This window comes from Thermoflexus sp. (assembly GCF_025055495.1).
In the GTDB taxonomy this organism is placed as follows: Bacteria; Chloroflexota; Anaerolineae; order Thermoflexales; family Thermoflexaceae; genus Thermoflexus.
Genome location: NZ_JANWXB010000130.1, coordinates 21,077 through 44,102, shown reverse-complemented (window position 1 = coordinate 44,102; position 23,026 = coordinate 21,077). Strand labels below are relative to the sequence as shown.

Sequence of the window (23,026 nt, the reverse complement as noted above, 5' to 3'; positions counted from 1 at the left end):
CTGCACCGCCCCCGAAAACCCCAAATGGTTTGCCCTTTGCTCCTCTTCAGATTGCCTCCATAATGATGATAGCCATCATTCGTGCATTCGTGCTCCATTCGTGGACGGCCCTGCCCGACATGCCGCGATTAACTCGCTGGTTCATCCGCGCCGCGCTGATCCATCTGATCGCCGCCCTGCTTCTGGGGTGGATCCTGGGTCTGGGGCGGATCGTTGCGTTGCCCCCGATCCTGCTCGCAACCAACCCGGTGTATTTCCATCTGTTCATGTTGGGCGGCATCGCCCAGTTTATCATCGGAGTCGCCTGGTGGATGTTCCCACCGCTCTCGAAAGAGCGCCCGCGGGGGAACGAGACGCTGGCGTGGGCGGTGTTCTTCCTGTTGAATGGAGGGCTGATCCTTCGGGCGATCTGTGAACCGTGGGTGGCGGTGGATCCTCGGCCGATCGCTCGCTGGGGGCTGGGGCTGAGCGCTCTGGCCCTGGTGGCCGCCGGGTGGATCTTCGTGGGATTGCTCTGGCCTCGCGTGAAGGGGAAGTGAGATGCCGCCGTTGAGCCGTTATATGATCCGTATGGCCCTATGGCATCTGGCTTTCGGTTTCCTCATTGGAGGCCTGATGCTGGCTCACAAGGCGTTTCCGTATGCGCCGTGGGTGATGCGCTTGCTCCCCTGGCACATCCACAGCCTCTTCATCGGCTGGACGGTCCAGCTGGCCTTCGGGGTGGCTTACTGGATCTTCCCTCGATTTGCCCTGGAGCGACCGGAAGATCCACGGGGGCGGACCGGGTGGGCATGGGCTTCCATGGGATGGTTGAACGCTGGCGTCCTCGGCGCCGGCCTTGCCGGAGCGACCGGCTGGGGCATCGGGATCGCTCTGGGGGTTGGGCTGGAGGCGTTGGGAGTTCTCGCCTTCGTGATCCACCTGTGGCCTCGAGTGCGTCCGGCGATCATTCGGTAAAATCACCGCTTAGATGTGATGTTAAGGAAACATCATCGAATTGTTGGGTGGAGGGATTGCATGCGAGATGCCCCTGTGGTTTTTATTGCTGCCTTCATCGCTGGAGCGATGAACGCCATCGCAGGTGGGGGAACCCTGGTATCGTTCCCCGCGCTGCTATGGCTGGGCCGCCCGCCCATCCTGGCCAACGCCACCAACACGGTGGCCCTTCTGCCGGGATCCCTCGCTGGGGCCTTCGGGTTCCGTCAGGAGTTGAAAAGGATCCGCCGCTGGTTGCTGATCCTGCTCTGGCCCTCCCTGATCGGCGGATTCCTCGGGTCTTACGTGTTGCTCCACACCCCGGAGCAGATGTTCCGGGAGATCATCCCCTATTTGTTGCTGTTCGCCACGATCCTCCTGTTGATCGGCCCACGCCTCCAGCGATGGCTGCCGCGGTCCACGGTTTCGATCTCCGCCCGGCGGTGGGCCGCCCTCGTCTTCTTCCAGCTTCTGGTGGCGTTCTACGGCGGCTATTTCGGAGCCGGGATCGGCATCCTGATGCTGGCCGCCCTGGAGTTGATGGGGCTGGAGGACATCCATCAGATGAACGGGCTGAAGAACGTCCTGGCGTTCACCATCAACGGGATCGCCGCGCTCTACTTCGTCCAGTCCGGCGCGGTGCTCTGGGGGGATGTGTTGTGGATGGCGATGGGGGCGCTGGCCGGGGGATACGCGGCGGCCTTCATTGCGCATCGGGTGGATCGCATCTGGGTGCGGCGGACCGTGGTGGCGATCGGCTTCCTGGTGGCATTCCGGTCGTTCTTCCATTAGACTGGGGAAAGTCATCCGGCGATTGGCTAAACGAGCTCAGAAAGATCTAAAGAAAGGAGCGCGAAGATGCCGCGGATCTTCGACGTGATCGAATGGGCCGACGACACGGGGCGGGAGATCGTGAAACGGTTCCCGGAGGAAGGGGCGGGGGATTTCCGCCTGGGCTCCCAGCTCATCGTGCGGGAGAGTCAGGTGGCCGTCTTCTTCCGGGATGGGAAAGCCCTCGATGTGTTCAGCCCTGGCCGCCATACCCTGACGACGGCAAATATCCCCCTCCTGATCAACCTGCTGGGGCCGTTCTTCGGCGGCCGTTCCCCCTTCACCGCCGAGGTCTATTTCGTCTCCACCCGCGAGTTCGTGGATTTGAAATGGGGCACCCCCGAGCCCATCGTGGTCCGCAACCCCGGCATGGGGTTGGGGGTGGTCCTGCTTCAGGGACACGGGACCTTTGCCATCCAGGTCCGGGATCCGCAGCTTTTCGTGAACAAGATCGTGGGGATCCAGCATCTCTATGAAACCGAGCGCATTGTGGATTACCTGCGCAGCATCCTGGTGAGCAAACTGGCGGATGGGGTGGGGAACTTCAACCGGCCGGTGGTAGATCTGGCGGGCTTCTTCGAGGAGCTGGGCGCGGCGGTGCGGGCGAAAGCCCAGGAGGATTTCCAGGCCCTGGGGCTGGATCTGAAGGCGTTCTACGTGCAATCGCTCCGGCCCTCCTCGAAGACGATCGAGGAGTTGCGGGCGATGGGGCTGCTGGATGTGCAGACGTATGCGCAATTGCAGGCGGCGGATGCCCTGCGGGAGGCGGCGCAGCAAGAGCTGGGCGGGCTGGCGGCGGCGGGGGTGGGTGCCGGGGCCGGTTTCGGGCTGGCCCAGTTCTTCACCCAGCTCTTTCAGGGGATGACGGCCCGGCCGGCGGCTCCCGCGGCGGCACCCGAGGTGATGACGGTGGAGGAGGCGGCGGCTTACCTCAAGGTGTCGCCGGACGACGTGGTTCGGCTCATCGAGTCCGGCCAGTTGAAGGCCCGCAAGATCGGCGCCACCTATCGCATCAGCCGCTCGGCGATCGAGGAGTTCCTGAAGGGGTGAGGGCGCTTCCGCAGGAACCTGAGCGACATTTAGAGCAAATCTTTCATGAAACTCTTCAAAAGCTGTGGGTCGTGATATTCATTGATGAGGCAGAAGCCTTATTAGTAGCCTGGGAAATTGCTCGTGGATCGACCGTTATGCGATGTGGTTTCTTCTTCTGTTCGGTAGGAGGGGATTTCCCAAATCTCCACAGAACACAAGAGGTCAGAAGGTTCGATGGTGAGACGTTATGCTTTGTTCAGCGTGACTGACCGAACAGGCTTGGAAGACTTCGCCCGGGGGCTGGTGGGGCTGGGCTGGGAGATCCTCGCCACGCGGGGGACGGCCCGCGCCCTCGCCGCTGCAGGGATCCCCGTGACCCCACTGGAGGAGTGGACAGGTGCCCCGGAGATCCTGGGCGGGCGGGTGAAGACCCTCCATCCCCTGGTGCACGCGGGGATCCTAGCCCGGCCTACGGAGGCGGATTGGGCGGAGCTCGCCGCCATCGGGGGAAGGCCGATCGATCTGGTGGCGGTGAATCTGTATGCCTTTGAGGAAGCGGCCCGCCGGGGAAGCATGGAGGAGGCGGTGGAGGCCATCGACATCGGCGGCGTGGCCCTCCTGCGGGCCGCGGCGAAGAACTTCGCCCGGGTGATCGTGTGCAGTCGCCCCGCGGATTATCCCCTCGTGCTGCAGGCGCTCCGTCAGGAGGGGGAGGTCCCTCTGGAACTGCGACGGCGCCTGGCGGCCCAGGCGTTCCGGTTAACGGCGTGGTATGACGCGATGATCGCCCGCTACCTGGAGGGGGCGGACGCGCCTTCCAGTCCGCTGCCGGAGATGTTGCTCCTCTCCGCCCGGCCGGTGATCGCCTTGCGCTACGGTGAGAACCCCCATCAGGCCGGAGCGTTTTATCTGGATCCTTTCCGCTCCCTTCCGTTCGAGGTGTTCCAGGGAAAGCCGCTTTCCTACAACAATCTGCTCGATCTGGAGGCGGCCTGGCGGGCGGCCCAGGATCTCCCCCCGCCCGCCGCCGTCATCGTGAAGCACAACAACCCATGCGGCGCGGCGGTGGCGGACACCCCGGCCCGCGCGTTCCGGCGCGCCCTGGCGGGCGATCCGGAGAGCGCCTACGGGGGGATCGTCGCCTTCAATGCCGAGGTGGACGAGGAAACCGCCGAAGCGCTCCGGGAGATCTTCTTAGAGGTCATCGCCGCGCCCGCCTATCGGCCGGAGGCGATGGCCCATCTGGCGAGGAAGAAAGCATGCCGGGTGATCCGTATGCAGGAACCAGCGGTCCCATGCCTGGAGATCCGGAGCGTCCTCGGCGGGTTCCTGGTTCAGACCCCGGATCGCGAGGAAGACGATCAGGGCGCCTGGCAGGTCGTCACCCGCCGGCCGCCGGCGGCATCGGAGTGGGAGGATCTCCGGTTCGCCTGGCGGGTGGTCCGCCACGTCCGTTCCAACGCGATCGTGCTGGCCCGGGGGAGGCAGACGGTGGGGATCGGGGCAGGGCAGATGAGCCGGGTGGACGCCGTGCGGATCGCCATCCAGAAGGCAGGGGAGCGGGCCCGGGGCGCCGTGCTGGCGTCCGACGCGTTCTTCCCGTTCCCCGATGGGGTGGAGGTCGCCGCGGCGGCTGGGGTGACGGCCATCATCCAGCCTGGCGGCTCCATCCGGGATCCCGAGGTGATCGAGGTGGCCGACCGCTACGGGATGGCCATGGCCTTCACCGGAAGGCGTTGCTTCCGTCATTAGAGGAAAGGAGCCACGCAACGGGGAGCGAAGCGGGCTTCTTCCACGCCCGGCTTCGCCCCCAAGGCTCTCCGATCTTGAACAGAGTCTCACTCCGCGTAGATCCGAACGTAGCGGTTCGGCTCCTTCCCGTAGCTGTGGGAGATCAGGTTATACTGGCGGGCCAGGAGATGTTGCTGGCGCCGGATATACGCGTTCTGGGGGGATAGATCGACGTATTTCGCTTCCCCGTGGAGGATCTTCCGGATGGCCGCCTCGGCTTCTTCCAGCGCCTGGGCCAGGCGATCTTCTTCTTCTCCCTCTGCCGGCGTCAAGTTCAGGATATCCGCCAGACAGCTTTCGATCTGGGTCACGGTGTTGGAGCGCACCACGTAGATCGGGATCCCCCGGCCTTCTGCCTCGTGGAGCACCCGAGGATGGCGGCGGTAGTGGGCCTTGGTGGTGATCACCACATCGGCTTCCCCGATTTGCTCTACGAACTGGATGGGAGTTCCGAAGACGCTGGCCGCCCGCTGAAGGCGGTTCCGGGCCAGGCCCAGGGGATATACCCGCAGGGGACGCCGCGGCCCGTTGCCGGAAGGGAGCGGCGGGGCCTGCCATGAGGCTTCCTCCAGCTCTTCCTCCTCGAAGGTCCCCACCCGTTCGACGGTCACCCGTGCCGGGGCGGGTAGGGGTTCCCCGGCGGCGATCGGCGTGGTGGAGATGATCTCCCCGCGCCAGAAGGGAAGGGGAGATTTCCCCACCATCACCGCCCGCCGGAAGCGAGGCTTCTCGATATGGATGCGTCCCTCCTCATCTCGATAGCGCAACTCCACGTCCGGCTGCTGGCCCCGCAGGAGCGCATCCACACTGGCCGCCACATCGTGATGGACCAGCAACCGCTGGCGGTCCTGGATCTCGATGAGCACATCGAAGGTGGGCGGCGCCCGCCGCTCCAGGACGGTCTTCTGGGTGCCGCGTCGCCGGGCCTCCTCGTCGGAAAGGGTGACGCTTTCGATCCCGCCGACGAGATCGGACAGGGTGGGGTTCATCAGGAGGTTCTCCAAGGTGTTCCCGTGGGCGGTGGCGATCAGTTGCACCCCGCGCTCGGCGATCGTGCGGGCCGCCACTGCCTCCAGCTCACGTCCGATCTCGTCGATGATGATGACCTCCGGCATATGGTTTTCCACCGCCTCGATCATCACCTCGTGCTGGAGGCTGGGCTTGGGGACCTGCATACGGCGCGCGCGGCCGACCGCCGGATGGGGGATGTCCCCATCGCCGCCGATCTCGTTGGAGGTGTCGACGATGATCACCCGCTTGTGCTCGGCCAGGACCCGCGCTGCCTCCCGCAGCATGGTCGTCTTGCCGACGCCCGGGCGGCCCAGCAGGAGGATGCTCTTCCCGGAGAGGATGATGTCTTTGATGATCTCGATGGTGCCGTAGACCGCGCGGCCGACCCGACAGGTGAGCCCGATGATGTTGCCGCGTCGGTTGCGGATCGCGCTGATCCGGTGCAGGGTCCGCTGGATCCCCGCTCGGTTGTCGGCGTCGAACTCCCCGATGCGGGAGACGACATATTGCAGGTCTGCTTCGGTCACTTCACGGGGGCAAAGAGTTGCCTCACCATCGGTGTATCGGGCCTCCGGATATCGACCCAGGTCCAGGACGACCTCCAGCAAGGCCTCATTTCGATTGCGATCCCGCACAGCCCGGGCGATGTCCGGAGGCAGAACACTTAGCAACGCTTCCAGGTCGTCTGTGATCTGAAATTGTGTCATCCTTATGCTGACGCTCCTCCCATCAGGATTCAGGGCATGCCCCCTGGGGCCATCCGTTGGGATGACCTGCCCCTGAAAGGATAGGGGGACCGGTCCAGGGGGCTGATCCCTTAATCACTTTATTTTAACGCAATTGGCTATCCCTGCGCATCTTCTGCAGGGCAGGATTGGGCTTTTGAACGATCTCGAGAAAGGCACAGTGAAGAAACGGAGAAGCCGGGCGGACTGTCCTCGAGGGCCCGCCCGGCCCTCGAAAGCCCTCCAGGGGGGCGATCCGGGGTTTACTGCAACTGGGTATCCACCAGGCCTGCTCCCCCAATCCTGGTGTGAATCAACGGAAAAGATCACTGTTCCAGGATCGCTGTCCGCATCACCTCAAGGGGAGCTTCCTGGCCTGTCCACAGGGTGAACGCCATCGCTCCCTGGTGGAGGAGCATCCCCAGGCCATTGAAGGCGGGGATCCCAGCGGCCTCCGCTAGGGTCATCAGGCGGGTTCGCGGGGGCTCGTAAATGAGATCGATGACGCCCTGCAGGCCCCAGGGGAATGGACGATCCGGCGGCCATGGGGATGCCTCGATCTCCGGCGCCATGCCGACCGGCGTGGTGTTGATCAGCAGGGCGACGCTTTCAGGAGGAGGCTCTTCCACGCGGAGCACATGAACCGGCGGCAGACGAAGGCCTGCTGGAGGGAAGGTTTCGCTCAGTTCGGCGATCAAGCGGGCAGCCCGCTCGTAGCTTCGGTTGATCAGGAAGATCTCTCGGGCCTCCTCGATCGCCAGGGCAGCCAGGACAGATCGGGCGGCCCCGCCGGCCCCCAGAACGACCACAGCCTGTCCTCGGGCGGACAGCCCGATCTCGGCCAAGGCGCGGCGGAACCCTTCTACATCTGTGTTCTCCCCGATCCATCGCCCATCCACCACCCGCAGCGTGTTCACCGCCCCGATCGCCCGGGCCAGCGGGGAGATCTCGTCCAGATAGGGGATCACAGCGGTTTTGTGCGGCACCGTGACGTTCGCCCCAGCGAAGCCCATGGCCCGCAACCCTCGCATGGCATCCTCCAGCGCGGGAGGTGCCACCGGCAGGGGCACGTAGGCCCAATCCAGGCCCAGGGCGGAGAAGGCGGCGTTGTGCATCTGGGGGCTTCGACTGTGCGCCACCGGCCATCCCAAAAGACCAACCAGACGGGTTGTGCCACGGATCCTCATGCGACCTCCATAACGGTCTTCCCGCGCCTCCGATCCGGAGTGACGACCTGTCCTCGCGGAGTCTTTTCTCCCCTCTCCCCATGGCCCCAAGGGCCGTGGGGAGAGGGGGGGAGGGGAAGATGGGGCCCTTCCCCTTCGTCCGACCGGCTCCCAATCGCATGATTTCTAATTCTTTAACGAAGCATAGCCTCCTGCAAAATTGGCCGGAGCCCGATCTTCAGGCTATGCTGGGAGCATGTGAACGCGGGCGAACTTGCCGATTTCAGCGAATCGCAGATTTCCGGTTTGCTCGCCCACAGCTCGGAGATCCGAGCAGGATCTCAAGGCCATGATCGCAGCCTGGGGTGAACGATCCAGATGATGGATCAGACACAGATTCGTGCCCTTTCTGTTCGAGAGGCGATCGCCTGGGCAGCCCAGCGGGTCCGGGCGACCCAGCCCCGGCTGGCAGCGGAGGTGTTGCTGGCGCACATCCTGGGGGTCTCGCGGGTGCATCTGTTGACCCATCCGGAGCGTGTCCTGACGGATTCGGAGTGGGAAGCCTTTGCCCAGCTGGTGGCGCGCTCCGCCCGTGGGGAGCCGCTGTTTTACCTGATCGGCGAGCGGGAGTTCTACGGGATGCCCTTTAAGGTCACCCCGGCCGTCCTGATCCCCCGGCCGGAGACGGAGCATCTGGTGGATGCAGCCCTGGAGTGGGCCCGAAGCCGGGCCTATCGAACTTACTCCCCTCTCACCTTTGCGGACATCGGCACAGGATCCGGATGCATCGCGGTAACCCTCGCGGTTTATCTGCCGAACAGCCGGGGCTATGCCACGGATCTATCTTCAGAGGCCCTGGAGGTGGCGTGGGAGAACGCGGTTCGTCATGGCGTCGCCCACCGGCTGAGCTTCCTGGAGGGTGATCTTTGCGCCCCGTTGCCGGAGCCAGTGGACCTTCTGGTCGCCAATTTGCCCTACGTCGCTCGCTCGGAATGGGAGGATCTGGACCTGGCGATCCGGGAATATGAGCCGATCCTGGCCCTGGATGGGGGAGCGGATGGGTTGCAGGTGATCCGGCGCTTTCTGGCCCAGGCGCCGGATTATCTTCGGCCGATGGGGGCGGTGTTCCTGGAGATCGGAGCCGGGCAGGGGGCGGCGGTTCTCGATCTGGCCCGCTCCGCCTTCCCGCGGGCTGTGATCCGTTTGCTGAAAGACAGCGCCGGCCTCGATCGGGTCGTGGCGATCACGCATTAGACGGGTGGGATAGGGATCTGGGGTGGCGGACGCAGCATCATGGCTTTCGTTTCCTCGACGTATCATTGGGGAGCACAGGAGGGAAAGGATGCGGATCGCGATCGGTGCGGATCATGCGGGTTATACGTTAAAAGAAACGCTTGTGGCTTACATGCGGGAGCATGGGATAGAGGTTATCGATTTCGGAACCCATGGGCCGGATTCGGTGGATTACCCGGACTATGCCCGGGTGGTGGCGGAGGCGGTCGCCGGCGGAGGAGCGGACTTCGGCGTTCTGATCTGTGGCACAGGCATCGGGATGTCCATCGCCGCCAACAAGGTACCCGGGATCCGCGCTGCGGCCGTGTCGGATGTGTATTCCGCCCGAATGAGCCGCGCCCATAACGATGCGAACATCCTGTGTCTGGGAGGGCGGGTGGTGGGGCCAGGGCTGGCGATCGAGATCCTGGAGACTTGGCTGCGCACCTCCTTCGAAGGAGGGCGCCACGCGCGCCGCCTGGAGAAAATCCGGCAGCTTGAGATCGCTTGTGAGGCCTCTTCATGAATGCGCCGCGCTGAGGGAGCGATGACCGGTGGTTTTACGGCGCGCCGCTCTCCCATTCCCCACGCATCATGATTGCAACATGGGAAGGCGGTGTCCCCACCTCAAGGAGGAAGGTTGCTCAATGGCGCGCATTAGCGTGGCCTGTGTGCAGCTGGAAGCAAGAGATCTGGGACAGGCTGAGGAGGCCCTAGGGCGGGCGCTTGAGCGTGTGGACGAGGCAGGCCGCTATCGGCCAGAGATTATCCTTCTCCCGGAATGCACTTATCCGGCCTATTATCTGCACGCCCGCGAGGCTTACCATCGATCCCGGCTGCGCTCAACCGAGGAGATCCTGCGGAGGTTCGGGGAGAAAGCCCGCCAGCATCGAGCCTATATCGCCCTCGGCTTGGCCCGGCTGGCTCCCTCCGGGCGATTATGCAACTCCATCGCCTTCCTCAATCCAGAGGGAGAGATCCTGGGCTTTTATGACAAGATCTTCCTGTGGCACTTTGACGGTGAGTGGTTCGAGCCGGGGTCAGCTCTGCCGATTTTCGATCTCCCCTTCGGACGCGTGGGCTTAATGATCTGCGCGGATGGACGCATGCCGGAGATCGCCCGCGCCCTGGCTTTACAGGGAGCTCAGCTGATCCTGGATGCGACCGCTCTGGTGACCTCCATCGGCACCCCGGAGGCCCGCACCAACCCCCAGGTGCTTTATATGCTTCCGGCGCGGGCGATGGAGAACAGGGTGTGGATCGCGGTGGCCAACAAGGTGGGAATGGAGGCAGACAGCGTCCTCTATTGCGGCCGCAGCGGGGTCATCGCGCCCGACGGGCAGTATCGAGCGATGGGAAGCCCGGACCGGGAGGAGATCGTGCTGGCGGAGGTCGATCTAGAGATGGCCTCCGGCCCGCGGATTCGGCCGGCGTCGGATCCTCTGCTGACCGCCCCCATCGAGGATCTGCCGGTGGTCCAGAAGCTCCAGGAGCTGATCCCTCCCAACGATCTCTATGTCCGAATGGGCTTGCTCCAGCTCCGGCCCTATCCCGTAGCAGCGGAATGGATCCAGCGCATCGCGACGCTCGGGGAGATCCTGATCCGCCAGGGAGCTTCCATCCTGGTCGTGTCCGGGCCTCCTTCGCCCTCTGACCCCTCCACTCTGCACGCTCTTGAGGCGCTCAGCGCCCGCTGGCCGTGCGGGCTGGTCGTTCCGTTTCTGGAGGAGGGGGAAAACCGTTCAGGGCGTCTGGCCCTCTATCTCCTGGATCGTGGGCGATGGATAGGCCGGTATCGTGGGAGCGAGCAGGGAGACTCCCCGGTGTATTCCCTCCGCGGATGGACCGTCGGGGTGCTTCTGGATTCCGACGGATGGGCCCCGGAGATCGCCCGCGGCGCGATGTTGCGAGGGGCCGAGCTTCTGGTGTGGTGGGTCTCCGCCGCAGAGCCCCCCCTATATGTGCTGGCCCGAACCCGAGCCGATGAGAACCGGGTGTTCGTCGCCCTGGCGGCTCCACCTGGGGAGGCCGGAGGCGTCGCATCTGCCGTTTTCGACCCGCTGGGCCAACCCTTAGCCACGGGGGTTCCCGGTGTGGAGCACGGGCTCTTCGTCTCCTTATTTCGCCCGCTAACGCGTCATAAAGAGATGGCTCCCGGGTCCCACGTGGTGTTCAGCCGGAGGCCAGAGATCTTTCAGGGGCTCCTCGGATAATCGGCTCTTCCCTAGGGTTTTCCTGCAGGTGGACACAAAGCAGCGGAGGCGGCAAGGTCCTCGCCTTGCCCTCCGCTTTGCAGGAGAGGGGAGAGGATATCCCATTCAAAAGGTGGGGACGGCCTTTGGCCGTCCCCACCTTTTTTGAATTTCGGTCGGCTCGGAGAACGTTGGAAGGAGGGGGAAGAAAGCCTCCCCTTTGTAAGAGCGCTTGAATGGTTACGCCCCCGCTTCGCGTGTCCATTCGGCCTGGGCGGCGGCAACCCCCGCGCCGGGGGAGACCGCATGGCCCAGGCGGCGCAAGGCGATTTCGATGGCGCTGAGCGTCTGGAGGAGGGCGGGCAGGCCGATCTCCCCCATATGGCCGACCCGGAACGAGCGGCCCCGCAGCGCCGGATGGATGGCGCCCGCCACCGTCACCCCTGCCGCCTCGATTTCCCGCAGCAGGCGATCATCGATCCCATCCGGGTAGTAGATCACGCTCAAGGTGACGGCCGTCCAGGAGGGATCCCGGGGCACCAGCTCGAGCTCCATCGCCCGAAGCCCAGCCCGGAAGGAACGGGCGATCCGTTCGTGGCGGGCCCATCGGGCTTCCATCCCTTCGACCCGTATGCGGCGAAGGGAAGCGACCATCGCCGCAACCAGGTTCACTGCTGGCGTCGCGAAGTAGGCGGGCCGTCCGGCCTGATAAGCTTCCATCACCGGAAGCCATTTCCCCCAGTCCACATAGTAGGAGCGGGTTCGGGTCCGTCGTTGATGGTAGACCTCCAGCGCAGCCGGGCGGGCCACCACGATCGCCAGCCCCGGTGGCACCGCCAGCGCCTTCTGGGAGCCAGTCAGGGCGACATCCACCTCCCATGGGGTCTGGTGGAAGCGCTGCCCTCCCACCGCACAAACCCCGTCGACGACGACCAGGGCGCCGTAGCGATGGGCCAGGGCTGTCCAGCGCTCGACGGGCGCCACCACCCCGGTTGAGGTGTCGACGTGGGTGATCGTCAGGATTTTGGCCCCGCCCCGAAGCGCCGACTCGATCTGGGCGTCGTCGGGGAGGGCTCCGGGTTCGGCAGCTACCCGGATGACCTGGGCCTCCAGCCACTCGGCGAGCTCGGCCATCCGCGCCGCGAAATAGCCAGTGTCCACCACCACCACGCGATCGCCGGGCTCGACCAGGTTGGCCAGGGCCATCTCCATCGCCAGAGTCCCGGATCCCGCGATCAGGAACGGCTGGCCATCCAGGGCATCGAAGGCTTCCTTAAGACCTGCGAGAGCTTCCTGCATCAGGGCCGCAAAGGCGGTAGACATATGGCTGAGCGGAGGCCGGGCGATGGCTTCCAGGACCTCAGGGTCCACTTCCACTGGGCCGGGGATCATCAACAGCGTGCGGGACACCATCATTAGGCTCCTCGATGAGAGTTACATTCCATCTGAGGGGTATTAGAGGTGGAGCCGGGCGCTTGGCTACGCGGATCTCCTTCCCCGCATCTCTTCAGGACGCGGGGAAGGAGATCCGTCGGTGGGCGAGTCGGTGGGCGAGCCTCGAGCTCCTAATTTGCGTCTCCTGGATGGCGATCCTCAGCGACGGGTCTTCCGGGAGGGTGCCCTCTTACGCCCGGAGATCGGAGGACCTTCCTTTCCCCATCGGATTCGCCCATAAGAGAAGACGAGATGAAAACCCAGGTCGTGGATCTTCTGTTGCACCTCGGGGCGAGCGCGATAGCAGAAGATCACCGGGATGATCAAGCGCCCCCCTTTCTCACCTCGCTCCCATTTCAAATATTCCTCAACCATACCCAACTTTTGGGCAAACCGATCCACTTCGCTGATGGTAATGTTATATTTCGTTTCGCCAACAATCCAGATTTCGTGTTTAGGCCGATTAGGATCGAAAGCTTTCCCGAAAATGTCGATTTCCAGCTCGCGATCATCCCAGCGAAGAAAGGCGCGCTCCAGAACATCCACTTCCCATCCCAGTTCCCGTTCGAAGCTGTCGTGGATGACAATGTAGGCGGTGTCTTCTAGGTCGCCTCCGATGAGATCGCTCAGACCGCCAACTTGGCGAGCCAATCGTTCGATCGTTTGCTCCAGGCGAGCCAGGCGCTCTTCGGTTTTGGCCTGGGCTTCAGCCAGGCGGGCGACGGTTTCCTCGAGGCGGGCGAGGCGTTCTTCGGCTTTGGCCTGGGCTTCGGCCAGGCGGGCGACGGTTTCCTCGAGGCGGGCGAGGCGTTCTTCGGCTTTGGCCTGGGCTTCGGCCAGGCGGGCGACGGTTTCCTCGAGGTGAGCCAGGCGCTCCTCAGCTTTAACCTGAACTTCCGCCAGGCGGGTCAGGGCGTTCTCTATACGCGCATGAGCCTCTGTCAGACGGCTCAGGCCCTCAATGGTTCGCGCTTGGATTTCCGCTAAACGCGCCAATCCCTGGACCACGTGCTGATAGCTATCGGCCAGTTGACGGACGTTCTCTCGCACGCCTCGAACAGCCCCCTCCAGGGTTTCAACCAGTTGCCGAAGGTCGGTTGCTTTTTCCTCCTGACGGGTGGCCAGTCGATCCAACGCCTCGAGAAGCGCTTCCACTGTTGCTTCTTCGAACCTCTTTCGAAGGATCGCGCGCAAAGCCTCCTGGTCTTCATGGGAAAGGTTGCGCATCAAGGCCTCCTGCCAGGCGATGTGGCCACACGACTCAGTTTAGCATATCCTGCATGGAAGCGCTACGCTGCGCCACAGCCTCGGCAAAGCGGATCCGTTTCCCCAGGGCTGGATGCGTGTAGAAAATCCATTCCACCCACGGCTCGGGATCAAGCTCCGCCAAGTTCTGTTCTCCCAGTTTACGCAGGGCGGAAGCCAGCGCAAGGGGTTGCCCACACAGCCGGATCGCTTCCTGATCTGCTTTCCACTCCCGCCAGCGGGACCAGGCGTTCGCCGGGATCATCGTTCCCAGGCTGAACAGGAAGGCTCCCACGGCCAGGACCGGCAGGCTGGAGGGGTGATCCAGGCCCGGGAGACCCAGGCCTTGAAGGATCCGGGGCAGAATCTGGGCTCCCAGGAAGAAGCCGATCAGGTTCAGGAGGCTCCCCACGACCAGTGCCAGCGGGATATCCCGGTGGAGATGATGGGCCAGTTCGTGAGCCAGGATCGCTTCGATCTCCTCCGGCGCATAGCCTTGAAGCAAAGTATCCCCCACCACGATCCGTCGGGTGGGGCCCAACCCCATCAACCCGGCGTTAGCGGCGCGGGTCCGGCGGCTCATATCGATCGTGAAGACGCCACGGACCTGCACGCCCGCCTGGGCGGCCAAGCGAGTCAACCGGGCGATGAGCTCCGGATCCTCCAGCGGGCGGAACCGATAAAACAGAGGGACGAGCAGCACCGGGGCCAGTTGAGCGATGAGAACCGAAAAGAGGATCCAGAAAAGGCCCACCGGCATCCACCAGGTTTGAGGCCAGTGCCGAAAGGCCCAATAAAGCCCTCCGAGCAACGGCAATCCGATCAAGGTCCCGATCCCCCAGCCCTTCAGGCGATCGGATAGCCATCCGGTCCGGGTCTGCGTGGAGAGACCGAAACGGTGAGGCAGAAGGAACCCGCCGTAAAAATCCAGGGGGAGCGAAAGCAACGCCCAGCCGCCGCCGAACAGCACGGCCATCCCCATCGCATCCAGGGGAAAGGGAAGCGATTGGGCCAAGGCCTCCCCAACCCAGCGGGCGAGGCCTGACCCGAGCCAGAGGAGGGCGTAGGCCAGGAAAAGGCCTGTCTCCGCCAGCCACAAACGACGGCGAAGCCGAGCGTAGCGTTTTGCCTCCTGTTGACGATCCATGGCTTCTACTCGCCCGGGCAGAGTTCCCCCAGGGAACCCAGATTCTGAGTCATCGCTCCGGCTTTAGAATCACCACCGTGCCGGAATACAGAGAGCGGAACCGCTCCGCGTCGGCCTCCGTGCCGGCCACTCCCGCGCCGTAGTGCATCGGGATCACGACCTTGGGCGCGATAGCGGCCGCCGCCTGGGCAGCCTCCTCCGCGGTCATCACATAGGTGCCGCTGACCGGGAGCAGGGCGATGTCGCAGCGGATCTCTTTCATCTCGGGGATGAAATCGGCGTCCCCTGCGAAGTAGAGGCGTTCCCCCTCAATGGTGAGGATGAACCCCAGCCCGCCGGCCTCTTTGGGATGGAAGCGCTTGTTGATGTTATAGGCCGCCACCGCTTCGATCTCCACACCCAGCACGGAGAGCCGTTCGCCGGGGCGCATCGCGCGAGCGCCTTTGATTTTGGCAGCGGCGGCTGGGCTGCCGATGATCACCGTTTCCGGCTTGCGCAGCCGGGCGATATCCTCCGGCGAGCAATGATCGAAGTGCTCATGGCTGATCAGGATGAGATCTGCCTTCGGTGCATCGGGAGGGACCTGCCAGGGGTCCAGGTAGATCACCGGTGGCCCGTCGATGCGGAAGGCGTCATGGCCCAGCCAGTGGATCCGGCTCAACAGGCGAGGATGCTGTTCCATGGGAGACCTCCCATGACCATCTTTGGGAGTGCGCGTGCCCAAAGCGCGAGTTCCTCAAGAACACTATACGCCCGATCCGATGGGGAGAGCAAGGACCAGCCGGAAGGGAGGTTGAAGGCGGGGCTCCTGCTGGGTATACGAGCACAGCATGCGCTATGCGGAATGGTCCAGGCAGCGGAGAACATGGGGGATGAGACGCTCCAATCGGCGGAGCAGCCGATGAGCGCCCGCCTCTACTTCCGGCGTGAAACCCTCGCCGTGACCGAAGTCCCGACCCACGATCCCATACACGGTGATGGATGCCGGGGGATCTCCCAGAGCGCGAGCCAGGGGGATCGCCTCCTGGATGGGAATCCCATGGGTGGAACACCAGCGCTCCTGCGGATCCGGGAGGCGATCCCACCGGAGCCGCAGGACAGTTCCCGGGGGCCTCCCGGCCCTTACCGCATCGACGATCCAGACGATCCGTGCCCCTTCCCATGCTCGGGCCAGCGCGACGGGATCCGGGATGCTCAGGGGGGCCACCTTCAATCCCTGGAGGTTACGGGCTTGAATCTGCTCAGCCACCCACAGGCCGACCCCATCATCCCGCCGCCAGGCGTTCCCCAGGCCGATGAGCGCCAGCAGTGGCCTCATTCCAAATCGATCTCCAGCCGCAGGAAATGCGTGGCGCACGAGATGCACGGATCGTAGTTTCGGATCGCGTGCTCGCAGCGCCACGTGATTTGATCCTTCGGAAGGGAGAGCAGGCGAGGCACCAGTTTCCGCAGATCGTCCTCGATGCGCCGCTGATTCTGCGAGGTGGGCGGGACGATCTTCGCCTCTTCGATCAGGCCCTCCGGGTTGATCCGATAGCGGTGATACAAGAGCCCTCGCGGAGCCTCACTGGCGCCATGGCCGATCCCAGGGCGAACCTCCACTGGCTCCCAGGGGCGGTGAGGCGGCTCATAGCGTTCGATCAGACGCAGCGCCTCCTCGCAGGCGTGGACGACCTCGATCCCGCGGACCAGAAGGCTCCGGAAGGGGTTGCGGACGGGCGGGGTCAGGTCAAGGGAAACCGCGACTTCCCGGGCGACCGGGGCAAGTTGAGAGAAGTTCAGATTGAAGCGGGCCAGGGGACCGACCATGTAACTGCCGCGCCCCCGGATGATGGAATGCAGGGCGTGGCTGTAGGGGACCTGGAATTCTTCGAAAACCTCCTCGAATCCGGAAACGGAGACCAGGATGCCTTTGCTGGAACGGATCTGGCCATCCAGGATCGCGTATTCTTCAGGGTGATAAAGGGCTACGAATTCATAATCTTCTTCAAAATCCGGGAATTCCAGCGTGGCCATCCAGCGGAGCGCTTCCACCATGAAATCGCGAGCCCGGGCAAGCTCCTCTCGATGCTCCAGCAGAGCTTTTCGAGAGGGGACGGAATAGAAGCCCCCGATCCGGACGTTGATCGGATGGATCTCGCGGCCGCCGATCCGGGCCAGCAGGGCGTTTCCTGCCTTTTTGATCTGCAGGCCTTTCTGCACCCACTCCGGGTGATCGCGGGCCATGTGAAGCGCGCTATCGTAGCCGAGAAAATCCGGCAGATGGAGGAAGAAGACATGGAGCGCGTGGCTCTCGATCCACTCGCCGTAATACAGGAGCAGCCGCAGATCCCGCAGAGGGCCTGTCGCCGAGAATCCAAGAAGGCTCTCGATCGCGTTGCACGCGCTCATCTGATAGGCCACCGGGCAGATCCCACAGATGCGGGCGGTGATATCCGGCGCCTCCTCGAAACGGCGCCCGCGCAGGAACGCCTCGAAGAAGCGAGGCGGCTCATAGATCTCCAGGCGCAGCTCATGCACCTGCCCGTTCCGAACCCGAACGTGCAGGGCGCCTTCTCCCTCCACCCGCGTCAGTGGGTCAACGCGCACGGTCAACGTCCGCGGCTTCTGCATAGCGTTCTCCTGCCTCTTTGAAAGCGGGGGCGTAGGTGTTGAAAGTCCGGAACAGCCGAACCAGATCAGGGGAAGACATCCCGTGCGTGAGCAGCCAGTTCCCCAGGCTGGTCGGGTTGGGTGTCTCCATCGGACCGAAGCAGCCATAGCATCCCCGTCGATAGGCCGGGCACAAGGCCCCGCAACCGGCGTGGGTGACCGGGCCCAGGCATGGGGTCCCCTGAGCGACCATCACGCAGACAATCCCGCGGCGCTTGCATTCGATGCACACGCTGTGGTTCGGAATGTTGGGGCGCCGGCCGTTCAGGAAAGCGCTGAGGAGCTCCAGCAAAGGCCCTTTCCCGATGGGGCAGCCCCGCAGCTCGAAATCCACCGGCACGTAAGCGGACGCCGGGAGGGATTTCTCCAGGGTCCTGACATACTCCGGGCGGGCGTAGACCAGATCCAGGAAGCCCCGCACATCCGCGAAGTTTCGCAGGGCCTGGATCCCGCCGGCGGTGGCGCAGGCCCCGATGGTGACCAGGAACCGGCTCTGTCGCCGGATTTCGCGGATCTGCTCAACCTGCTCGGGGGTGGAGATGCTTCCCTCCACCAGAGAGAGATCGTAAGGTCCACGCACAACCGCTCGCGAAGCCTCCAGGAAGTAAGCGATCTCCACCTCTCCGGCCAGCGCGAGCAGCTCGTCCTCGCAATCCAGCAACGTCAACTGGCAGCCATCGCACGAGGCGAACTTCCAGACCGCCAGTTTGGGTTTGCGGCGTCGGGCCATTCGCGATGCCTCCGATTAAAAGCTTCAGAACTCCCGCGTCTCCATGAAGGTGTATACCTGCGAGAGGGGGAACACCGGCCCATCCTGGCAGATGAACAGCGGGCCGAGCTGGCAATGCCCGCACATAGCCACCCCGCACTTCATATTGCGTTCCAGGGAGACGAACACCTGATCCGGCGGGACCCCTCGATTTTCGAGCTCCCGGGCGGCCACGCGCATCATGATCTCCGGGCCGCACATCATGACGAAAGCGTGTCGCAGATCCAGCAGTCGCTCCGCCAGCGGAAGCAGGGTCGTGACCACGCCGATATGACCGCGCCATGCCTCATCCCCGCGATCCACCGTCACAAAAGTATGGAGATCGAAGCGACCGCGCCAGCGCTCCAGCTCCAGCCGGTAGAGGAGATCCCTCGGGGTTCGCGCCCCATACAGGAGGACGATCCGCTCATAATTCGAGCGGTGGACCATCAGGTGCCGCAGGGCTGGCCGCAACGGGGCGAGGCCGATCCCTCCAGCGATGATCAGGACGTCACGGCCACGGGCCTCCTCCACGGGCCACCCGCGCCCATAAGGTCCCCGCACGCCCACCATATCCCCCCGGTGCAGGCGGACCAGCGCGCGGGTGACGTAGCCGACAGCCCGCACGGTGTGTTCGAGGTCATGGGTTCGGGGGTGGACGCCGCTGATGGAGATGGCCACCTCGCCTACCCCGAAGACATACAGCATGTTGAACTGGCCGGGTCGGAAGGAGAAAGGCCTTCCATCCGGAGGGCGGAGGCGCAGGGTGAACGTGTCCGCCGTCTCCCGTCGGACCGCTGTGACCTGGAAGGGAAGGGGAGTGAAAAGGTCCTGTTCTACGGCGACAGGCGCTTCGGGGCCGGTGGCCGCGATCATGCCAACCTCCCTTCCGGCAAGGCATAAATATCCAGCAGCTGCAACCGGGTGGCCTTGAGCCGTCCGGCGACCACGCTGAGCAGCCGGCTCAGGATCCAGGCCGCGAGAGCGCAATCCTGACTCATGCGGGCTCGCAACGCGGCGGCGTCCAGAACCACCGCCCGGGTCTCCACCAGGGCCCGAGCGTCGAATTCCCATCGGTAGGGGGGAAGGGCCCATGACCAGCCCACAATCTCCCCTGCGCTCACGGTTTGCAGGCGCACGGGGCCACGCTGGGGGATGAACATCTCAATCGCCACGATGCCATCGATGATCAGGAAAAAGGCGTCCGCAGCCCGGCCTTCCCGCAAGAGCAGCGTATCCGGAGCGTAGGTCTGCAACCGGGCCATCTCCGCCAGGCTCTCTTTCCAGGCCTCATCCATATGGTGGGTGAAGGGATGCTGACGAAGCGCTTCCAGTATCTCGGCTTTCGACATCGGCTTACCTCCTCTCGCCCGCTATGGTGCCATCCGTCTGTCGGATTGCATGAACTTCCTCGGTCAGATCGATACCTACCGGGCACCACGTGATGCAGCGCCCACAACCCACGCAACCGGAGGTTCCGAACTGATCCCACCACGAAGCCAGTTTGTGGGTCAGCCACTGACGATAGCGGGCCTTCGCGCTCTGGCGGATCGGATGTCCTGCGGTGTAAGTAAAGGCAGTGGTAAAGCAGGAATCCCAGCGACGCACCCGTTCCGCCTGGGTTCCGGACAGGTCGCTCGCATCCTCCACGGTGAAGCAGAAGCAGGTTGGGCAGACCATCGTGCAATTCCCGCAGGTCAGGCAGCGTTGGGCAACTTCTTCCCAGCGGGGGTGTTCTAGGTTGCGGTAGAGCAGGGCGGGGAGGTCTGTGGTATCCAGCCGTCGGCCCATCGCGCGGGCGGTCTCCTCCAGGCGGGCTTCGACGGCGGCCCGATCCGCTTCGGTGGCGGGCGCGCAGGGGATCCCCGCCATCACCGCGGCCCCCCGTTCGGTGCCGATTTCCACCACAAAGGCGTCCGGGAGTTCCGTGAGGACCAGGTCCGCGCCGGGTGGGGCCTTCGGTCCTGTTCCCATCGAGGCGCAGAAGCAGGTTCCCCCCGCAACGGTGCACTGGACGGCAATGAGGAAAACCGCCTCGCGGCGGGCCCGGTAGACGGGATCCACATAGGGACCGCCCATAAAGACCCGGTCCAGGATCGCGATGGCGTGCAGCTCGCAGGCCCGGACCCCGAGGAAGGCATACCGGGGTGGCGGATCCGTTGGGGGGATCCACTCGAACCCCTGGCCGTTCCGACGGGCCCGACCCAGGAGGAAGACCGGAGGATGAAGAAACTGCTTCCAGGAATGGGGGCCGACGGCGAAGCCGAAGTAGGCTTCATCCTCGCGGCGCTTCAGCCGGTAATATCCTTTTTCCTGCTCATCCGTCCATCCGATGGGGAGATCGGTGAGGCGCTGGAGTTCATCGTAGACGATGGCGCCCTCCCGGATGCGAGGGCCGATGACGGTGTAGCCTTGGCGGTTCAAGGCATCGAGCAGCTCCTGGAGCCGCGCCTTTTCCATCCGCCAGGCCTGGCCAGGGGTCGGAATCGCAGATTCCAGGCTCGCCACAGCCGCCTCCTCATAGACCCACAGCGCTTCCCCGCTGGATGCCAGGGTGTTCGAGCGCTGTCCAGCAGGATGATCTGAGAAATGCTCGGTTGCAAACTTGGGGTTTGGGGCCGCTTTTCTTACCCTCCTTCCAGCGCTGCCTCGCGGCGTGGAAGAGAAGATTAGAGCGGAGGGACAAGTCCCGAATCCCCAGCCGGGATCATTCGGATTATAACCGAGCACCTGAAAAGCCCTTCGGGGGAGCTCCGGGATAATTCAGGTTATTTTTGTCATCATTATATTCGTAGCGCGCGGAGTGGGCTGCTGAGTTTGCTCATCCGGTTTTGTGATATATTTCACGATCAGCAGATACGGGGCAACTGTTCGCCGGCCAGCATGCTGACCACCCGGAACCCGCCGATCCGGGTGCGGAGCAGGACCAGGTGGCGGGGATCTTCCACTACTTCCCCAATGATGGCGGCCTCCCGCCCCAGGGGATGAGCCCGCATAGCCTCCAGGACCCGCTCCGCGTCTTCGCGGGCGACGATGGCCACCAGCTTCCCCTCGTTGGCCACGTGGAGGGGGTCCAGGCCCAGGATCTCGCAGGCGCCTTTCACCTCATCCTGGATGGGAATCCGGTCTTCATCGAGATGAATGCCCACCCGGGAATTCATTGCGATTTCGTTGAGGGCGCTGGCCAGGCCGCCCCGGGTGGCATCGCGCATGCAGCGGATCCGGGAGCTGGCCCGCAGCATCGCAGCGACCAGCGTGTGCAGCGGCGCCGTATCCGAACGAACCGGCTGTTCGAACTCGATCTGCTCGCGGGCCAGCATCACGGTGATCCCATGGGCGGCGATCGGCCCGTTGAGCAGCACCAGATCTCCGGGCCGCGCCTGATCGGCAGACAGCGTGCCTTCGTATTCCACGATTCCGATCCCGGTCGTAGTGATGAACACCTTGTCCGCCTTACCCCGGTTCACTACTTTGGTGTCCCCGGTGACGATGGGAACTCCGGCCTCTGCCGCCGCCTGGCGCATGGAATCCACGATCTGGCACAGGGTGTCCATCGGCAGCCCTTCTTCCAGGATGAAGGCGGCGCTCAGGAACAGCGGGTGAGCTCCGCTGACGGCCAGGTCATTGATGGTCCCGTTCACCGCCAGCCGGCCGATGTCCCCGCCCGGGAACACGATGGGATCTACCACGAAGGCGTCCGTGGTGAAGGCCAGCCGCAATCCGTCCACGTTGAGGACGGCCGCGTCGTTCAGCACCCGGGTTTCGGGCGGCAGGAGGAGCGGACGGAACACTTTCTCAATCAACTCGTGCATCAGCCGCCCCCCGCTTCCATGCCCCAGCAACACGGTGCGATAAGAGAGGGACGGGATTGGGCAGGACCCCAGGCTCTCCATTGTCGCCATAAGGTTCACGCTCCTCGGAAGTCGGGTTCTCGCTTTTCAAAGAAGGCGGCCAGGCCCTCCGCGAAATCCGGTGTCTCCGCGATCTCCACCAGGTGGCGTAGCTCCTTCGCCATGTGGACATCCAGGCGATCGATCCCCAGGGCTTCGTTGATGAGGGCCTTGGTGATGGCCCATGCCCGAGTAGGCCCCCGAGCCAGGCGATGGGCGACCGCCTCGACTTCCTGATCGAAGGTCTCAAAGGGGAAGATCCCGTTGATGAGGCCCCACTCCAGGGCCTGCTGAGCGTCGAGGCGCGGATTCAGAAAGACCATCTCCATGGTCCGCCGCAGGCCGATGAGGCGGGGGAGGAGGAAAGTGGTGCTCTCTGCCCCGGTGAGGCTGGTCTTGGAGTAGGCCCACTCGAAGCTGGCGCGATCGGAGGCAAAGACCAGATCGCATGCCATAGCCAGGCCGAGGCCGCCTGCGGCGGCCACCCCTTTGACCGCTGCGATGAACGGCTTGGGCGCGCGGCGGATCTCAGAGATCGTGCTGTGAAGGTATTCTAGGATCTCCTTGAAACTGCGCCCATACCCCCCCTCGATCTCACGCGCCTCCGGTTGCAAATACGAGAAGTCTTCCGGGTGCTCCCGCTCCCGGATGTATTTCAGATCCGCCCCGCTGCAGAAGACCCGGTCGGTTCCGGCGAGGATCACGCATCGGATCTCTGGATCCCGGGCGAGCTGAAGGGCCGCCTTCCGGAGATCCCGGGCCATCGCCACATCCAGTGCGTTGAAACGCTCCGGCCGGTCCAGCTGGATGATCCCAACCGCGCCTTTCCGTTGCATTCGAATGTGATAGAGCTCAAGGACCACAGGTTCCATCGGACGCTCTCCGGGCCTGGCGGATTGGGTCCGAATGGGTGGG

At 64.1% G+C, this 23,026-nt stretch carries 22 protein-coding genes; 8 read left to right on the top strand and 14 right to left on the bottom strand.

The features are described from left to right. The first annotated feature begins 119 nt into the window (after window positions 1–119). The 5 genes from NZM16_RS04550 to purH all read left to right on the top strand — a co-directional run bounded on the left by NZM16_RS04550 (window position 120) and on the right by purH (window position 4,590). Window positions 120–539, top strand: coding sequence for a hypothetical protein (locus NZM16_RS04550; protein WP_295478881.1), 420 nt, complete (start codon window positions 120–122; stop codon window positions 537–539). Window position 540: 1 nt separating this feature from the next. Beyond that, complete coding sequence (locus tag NZM16_RS04545; RefSeq protein ID WP_295449079.1) at window positions 541–957, top strand: hypothetical protein; 417 nt, start codon at window positions 541–543, stop codon at window positions 955–957. A gap of 60 nt (window positions 958–1,017) precedes the next feature. After that, complete coding sequence (locus NZM16_RS04540; protein WP_295449081.1) at window positions 1,018–1,767, top strand: sulfite exporter TauE/SafE family protein; 750 nt, start codon at window positions 1,018–1,020, stop codon at window positions 1,765–1,767. Window positions 1,768–1,833: 66 nt separating this feature from the next. After that, on the top strand, window positions 1,834–2,856 hold the full coding sequence (locus NZM16_RS04535; protein ID WP_295478878.1) for an SPFH domain-containing protein: 1,023 nt from the start codon (window positions 1,834–1,836) through the stop codon (window positions 2,854–2,856). A 219-nt stretch (window positions 2,857–3,075) separates the two neighbouring features. Then, on the top strand, window positions 3,076–4,590 hold the full coding sequence (gene purH / locus NZM16_RS04530) for a bifunctional phosphoribosylaminoimidazolecarboxamide formyltransferase/IMP cyclohydrolase (protein ID WP_366946176.1): 1,515 nt from the start codon (window positions 3,076–3,078) through the stop codon (window positions 4,588–4,590). 86 nt (window positions 4,591–4,676) lie between these two features. Here purH and NZM16_RS04525 read toward each other — a convergent pair whose 3' ends face one another. Beyond that, window positions 4,677–6,347: a R3H domain-containing nucleic acid-binding protein gene (locus tag NZM16_RS04525; RefSeq protein WP_295449091.1), complete on the bottom strand. Its 1,671-nt coding sequence runs from the start codon at window positions 6,345–6,347 to the stop codon at window positions 4,677–4,679. A 344-nt stretch (window positions 6,348–6,691) separates the two neighbouring features. Continuing rightward, window positions 6,692–7,552, bottom strand: coding sequence for a shikimate dehydrogenase (locus tag NZM16_RS04520; protein ID WP_295449093.1), 861 nt, complete (start codon window positions 7,550–7,552; stop codon window positions 6,692–6,694). 360 nt (window positions 7,553–7,912) lie between these two features. On the opposite strand from NZM16_RS04520, the gene prmC reads away from it, so the two are divergent. From prmC to NZM16_RS04505, 3 genes are all read left to right on the top strand, one after another. Then, window positions 7,913–8,785: a peptide chain release factor N(5)-glutamine methyltransferase gene (gene prmC, locus NZM16_RS04515; RefSeq protein WP_295478874.1), complete on the top strand. Its 873-nt coding sequence runs from the start codon at window positions 7,913–7,915 to the stop codon at window positions 8,783–8,785. Between the two features lie 88 nt (window positions 8,786–8,873). After that, window positions 8,874–9,329 (top strand): ribose 5-phosphate isomerase B, encoded by a 456-nt coding sequence (gene rpiB / locus NZM16_RS04510; protein WP_295449099.1) that lies wholly within the window; start codon window positions 8,874–8,876, stop codon window positions 9,327–9,329. A gap of 121 nt (window positions 9,330–9,450) precedes the next feature. After that, the gene (locus tag NZM16_RS04505) at window positions 9,451–11,016 is read left to right on the top strand and encodes a carbon-nitrogen hydrolase family protein (protein WP_295449101.1); all 1,566 of its coding nucleotides are present in this window, start codon (window positions 9,451–9,453) and stop codon (window positions 11,014–11,016) included. Between the two features lie 219 nt (window positions 11,017–11,235). Here the strand turns inward: NZM16_RS04505 and NZM16_RS04500 are convergent, their stop codons facing one another. The 12 genes from NZM16_RS04500 to NZM16_RS04445 form a co-directional block, all read right to left on the bottom strand. Further along, a complete protein-coding gene (locus tag NZM16_RS04500; RefSeq protein ID WP_295449105.1) occupies window positions 11,236–12,408 on the bottom strand; it encodes an alanine--glyoxylate aminotransferase family protein in 1,173 nt (390 codons plus the stop codon). Between the two features lie 180 nt (window positions 12,409–12,588). Continuing rightward, entirely contained in the window at window positions 12,589–13,656 is a 1,068-nt protein-coding gene (locus tag NZM16_RS04495; RefSeq protein WP_295478871.1) for a hypothetical protein, read from the bottom strand. Window positions 13,657–13,690: 34 nt separating this feature from the next. Further along, entirely contained in the window at window positions 13,691–14,821 is a 1,131-nt protein-coding gene (locus NZM16_RS04490; protein WP_295478868.1) for a M48 family metallopeptidase, read from the bottom strand. A 49-nt stretch (window positions 14,822–14,870) separates the two neighbouring features. Beyond that, window positions 14,871–15,503, bottom strand: a complete 633-nt coding sequence (locus NZM16_RS04485; protein WP_295449116.1) for an MBL fold metallo-hydrolase — start codon at window positions 15,501–15,503, stop codon at window positions 14,871–14,873. A 153-nt stretch (window positions 15,504–15,656) separates the two neighbouring features. Further along, window positions 15,657–16,139, bottom strand: coding sequence for a hydrogenase maturation protease (locus NZM16_RS04480; RefSeq protein ID WP_295449119.1), 483 nt, complete (start codon window positions 16,137–16,139; stop codon window positions 15,657–15,659). Beyond that, entirely contained in the window at window positions 16,136–17,434 is a 1,299-nt protein-coding gene (locus NZM16_RS04475; protein WP_295449122.1) for a Ni/Fe hydrogenase subunit alpha, read from the bottom strand. Before NZM16_RS04475 ends, NZM16_RS04480 begins: the two co-directional genes overlap by 4 nt. Then, window positions 17,400–18,203 carry a hypothetical protein gene (locus tag NZM16_RS04470; RefSeq protein WP_295449124.1) on the bottom strand — a complete coding sequence of 268 codons (804 nt, stop codon included), beginning with the start codon at window positions 18,201–18,203 and terminating at the stop codon, window positions 17,400–17,402. The genes NZM16_RS04475 and NZM16_RS04470 overlap by 35 nt, the downstream gene beginning before the upstream one ends. A 24-nt stretch (window positions 18,204–18,227) precedes the next feature. Beyond that, window positions 18,228–19,097 carry an FAD/NAD(P)-binding protein gene (locus NZM16_RS04465; RefSeq protein WP_295478865.1) on the bottom strand — a complete coding sequence of 290 codons (870 nt, stop codon included), beginning with the start codon at window positions 19,095–19,097 and terminating at the stop codon, window positions 18,228–18,230. After that, window positions 19,094–19,573, bottom strand: a complete 480-nt coding sequence (locus NZM16_RS04460) for a cyclic nucleotide-binding domain-containing protein (RefSeq protein WP_295449131.1) — start codon at window positions 19,571–19,573, stop codon at window positions 19,094–19,096. Before NZM16_RS04460 ends, NZM16_RS04465 begins: the two co-directional genes overlap by 4 nt. A gap of 4 nt (window positions 19,574–19,577) precedes the next feature. Then, entirely contained in the window at window positions 19,578–20,681 is a 1,104-nt protein-coding gene (locus NZM16_RS04455; RefSeq protein ID WP_366946177.1) for a 4Fe-4S dicluster domain-containing protein, read from the bottom strand. Window positions 20,682–21,070: 389 nt separating this feature from the next. After that, window positions 21,071–22,123 carry a hydrogenase expression/formation protein HypE gene (gene hypE / locus NZM16_RS04450; RefSeq protein ID WP_295478861.1) on the bottom strand — a complete coding sequence of 351 codons (1,053 nt, stop codon included), beginning with the start codon at window positions 22,121–22,123 and terminating at the stop codon, window positions 21,071–21,073. A gap of 5 nt (window positions 22,124–22,128) precedes the next feature. After that, on the bottom strand, window positions 22,129–22,983 hold the full coding sequence (locus NZM16_RS04445) for an enoyl-CoA hydratase-related protein (RefSeq protein ID WP_295478858.1): 855 nt from the start codon (window positions 22,981–22,983) through the stop codon (window positions 22,129–22,131). Window positions 22,984–23,026: the final 43 nt, after the last annotated feature.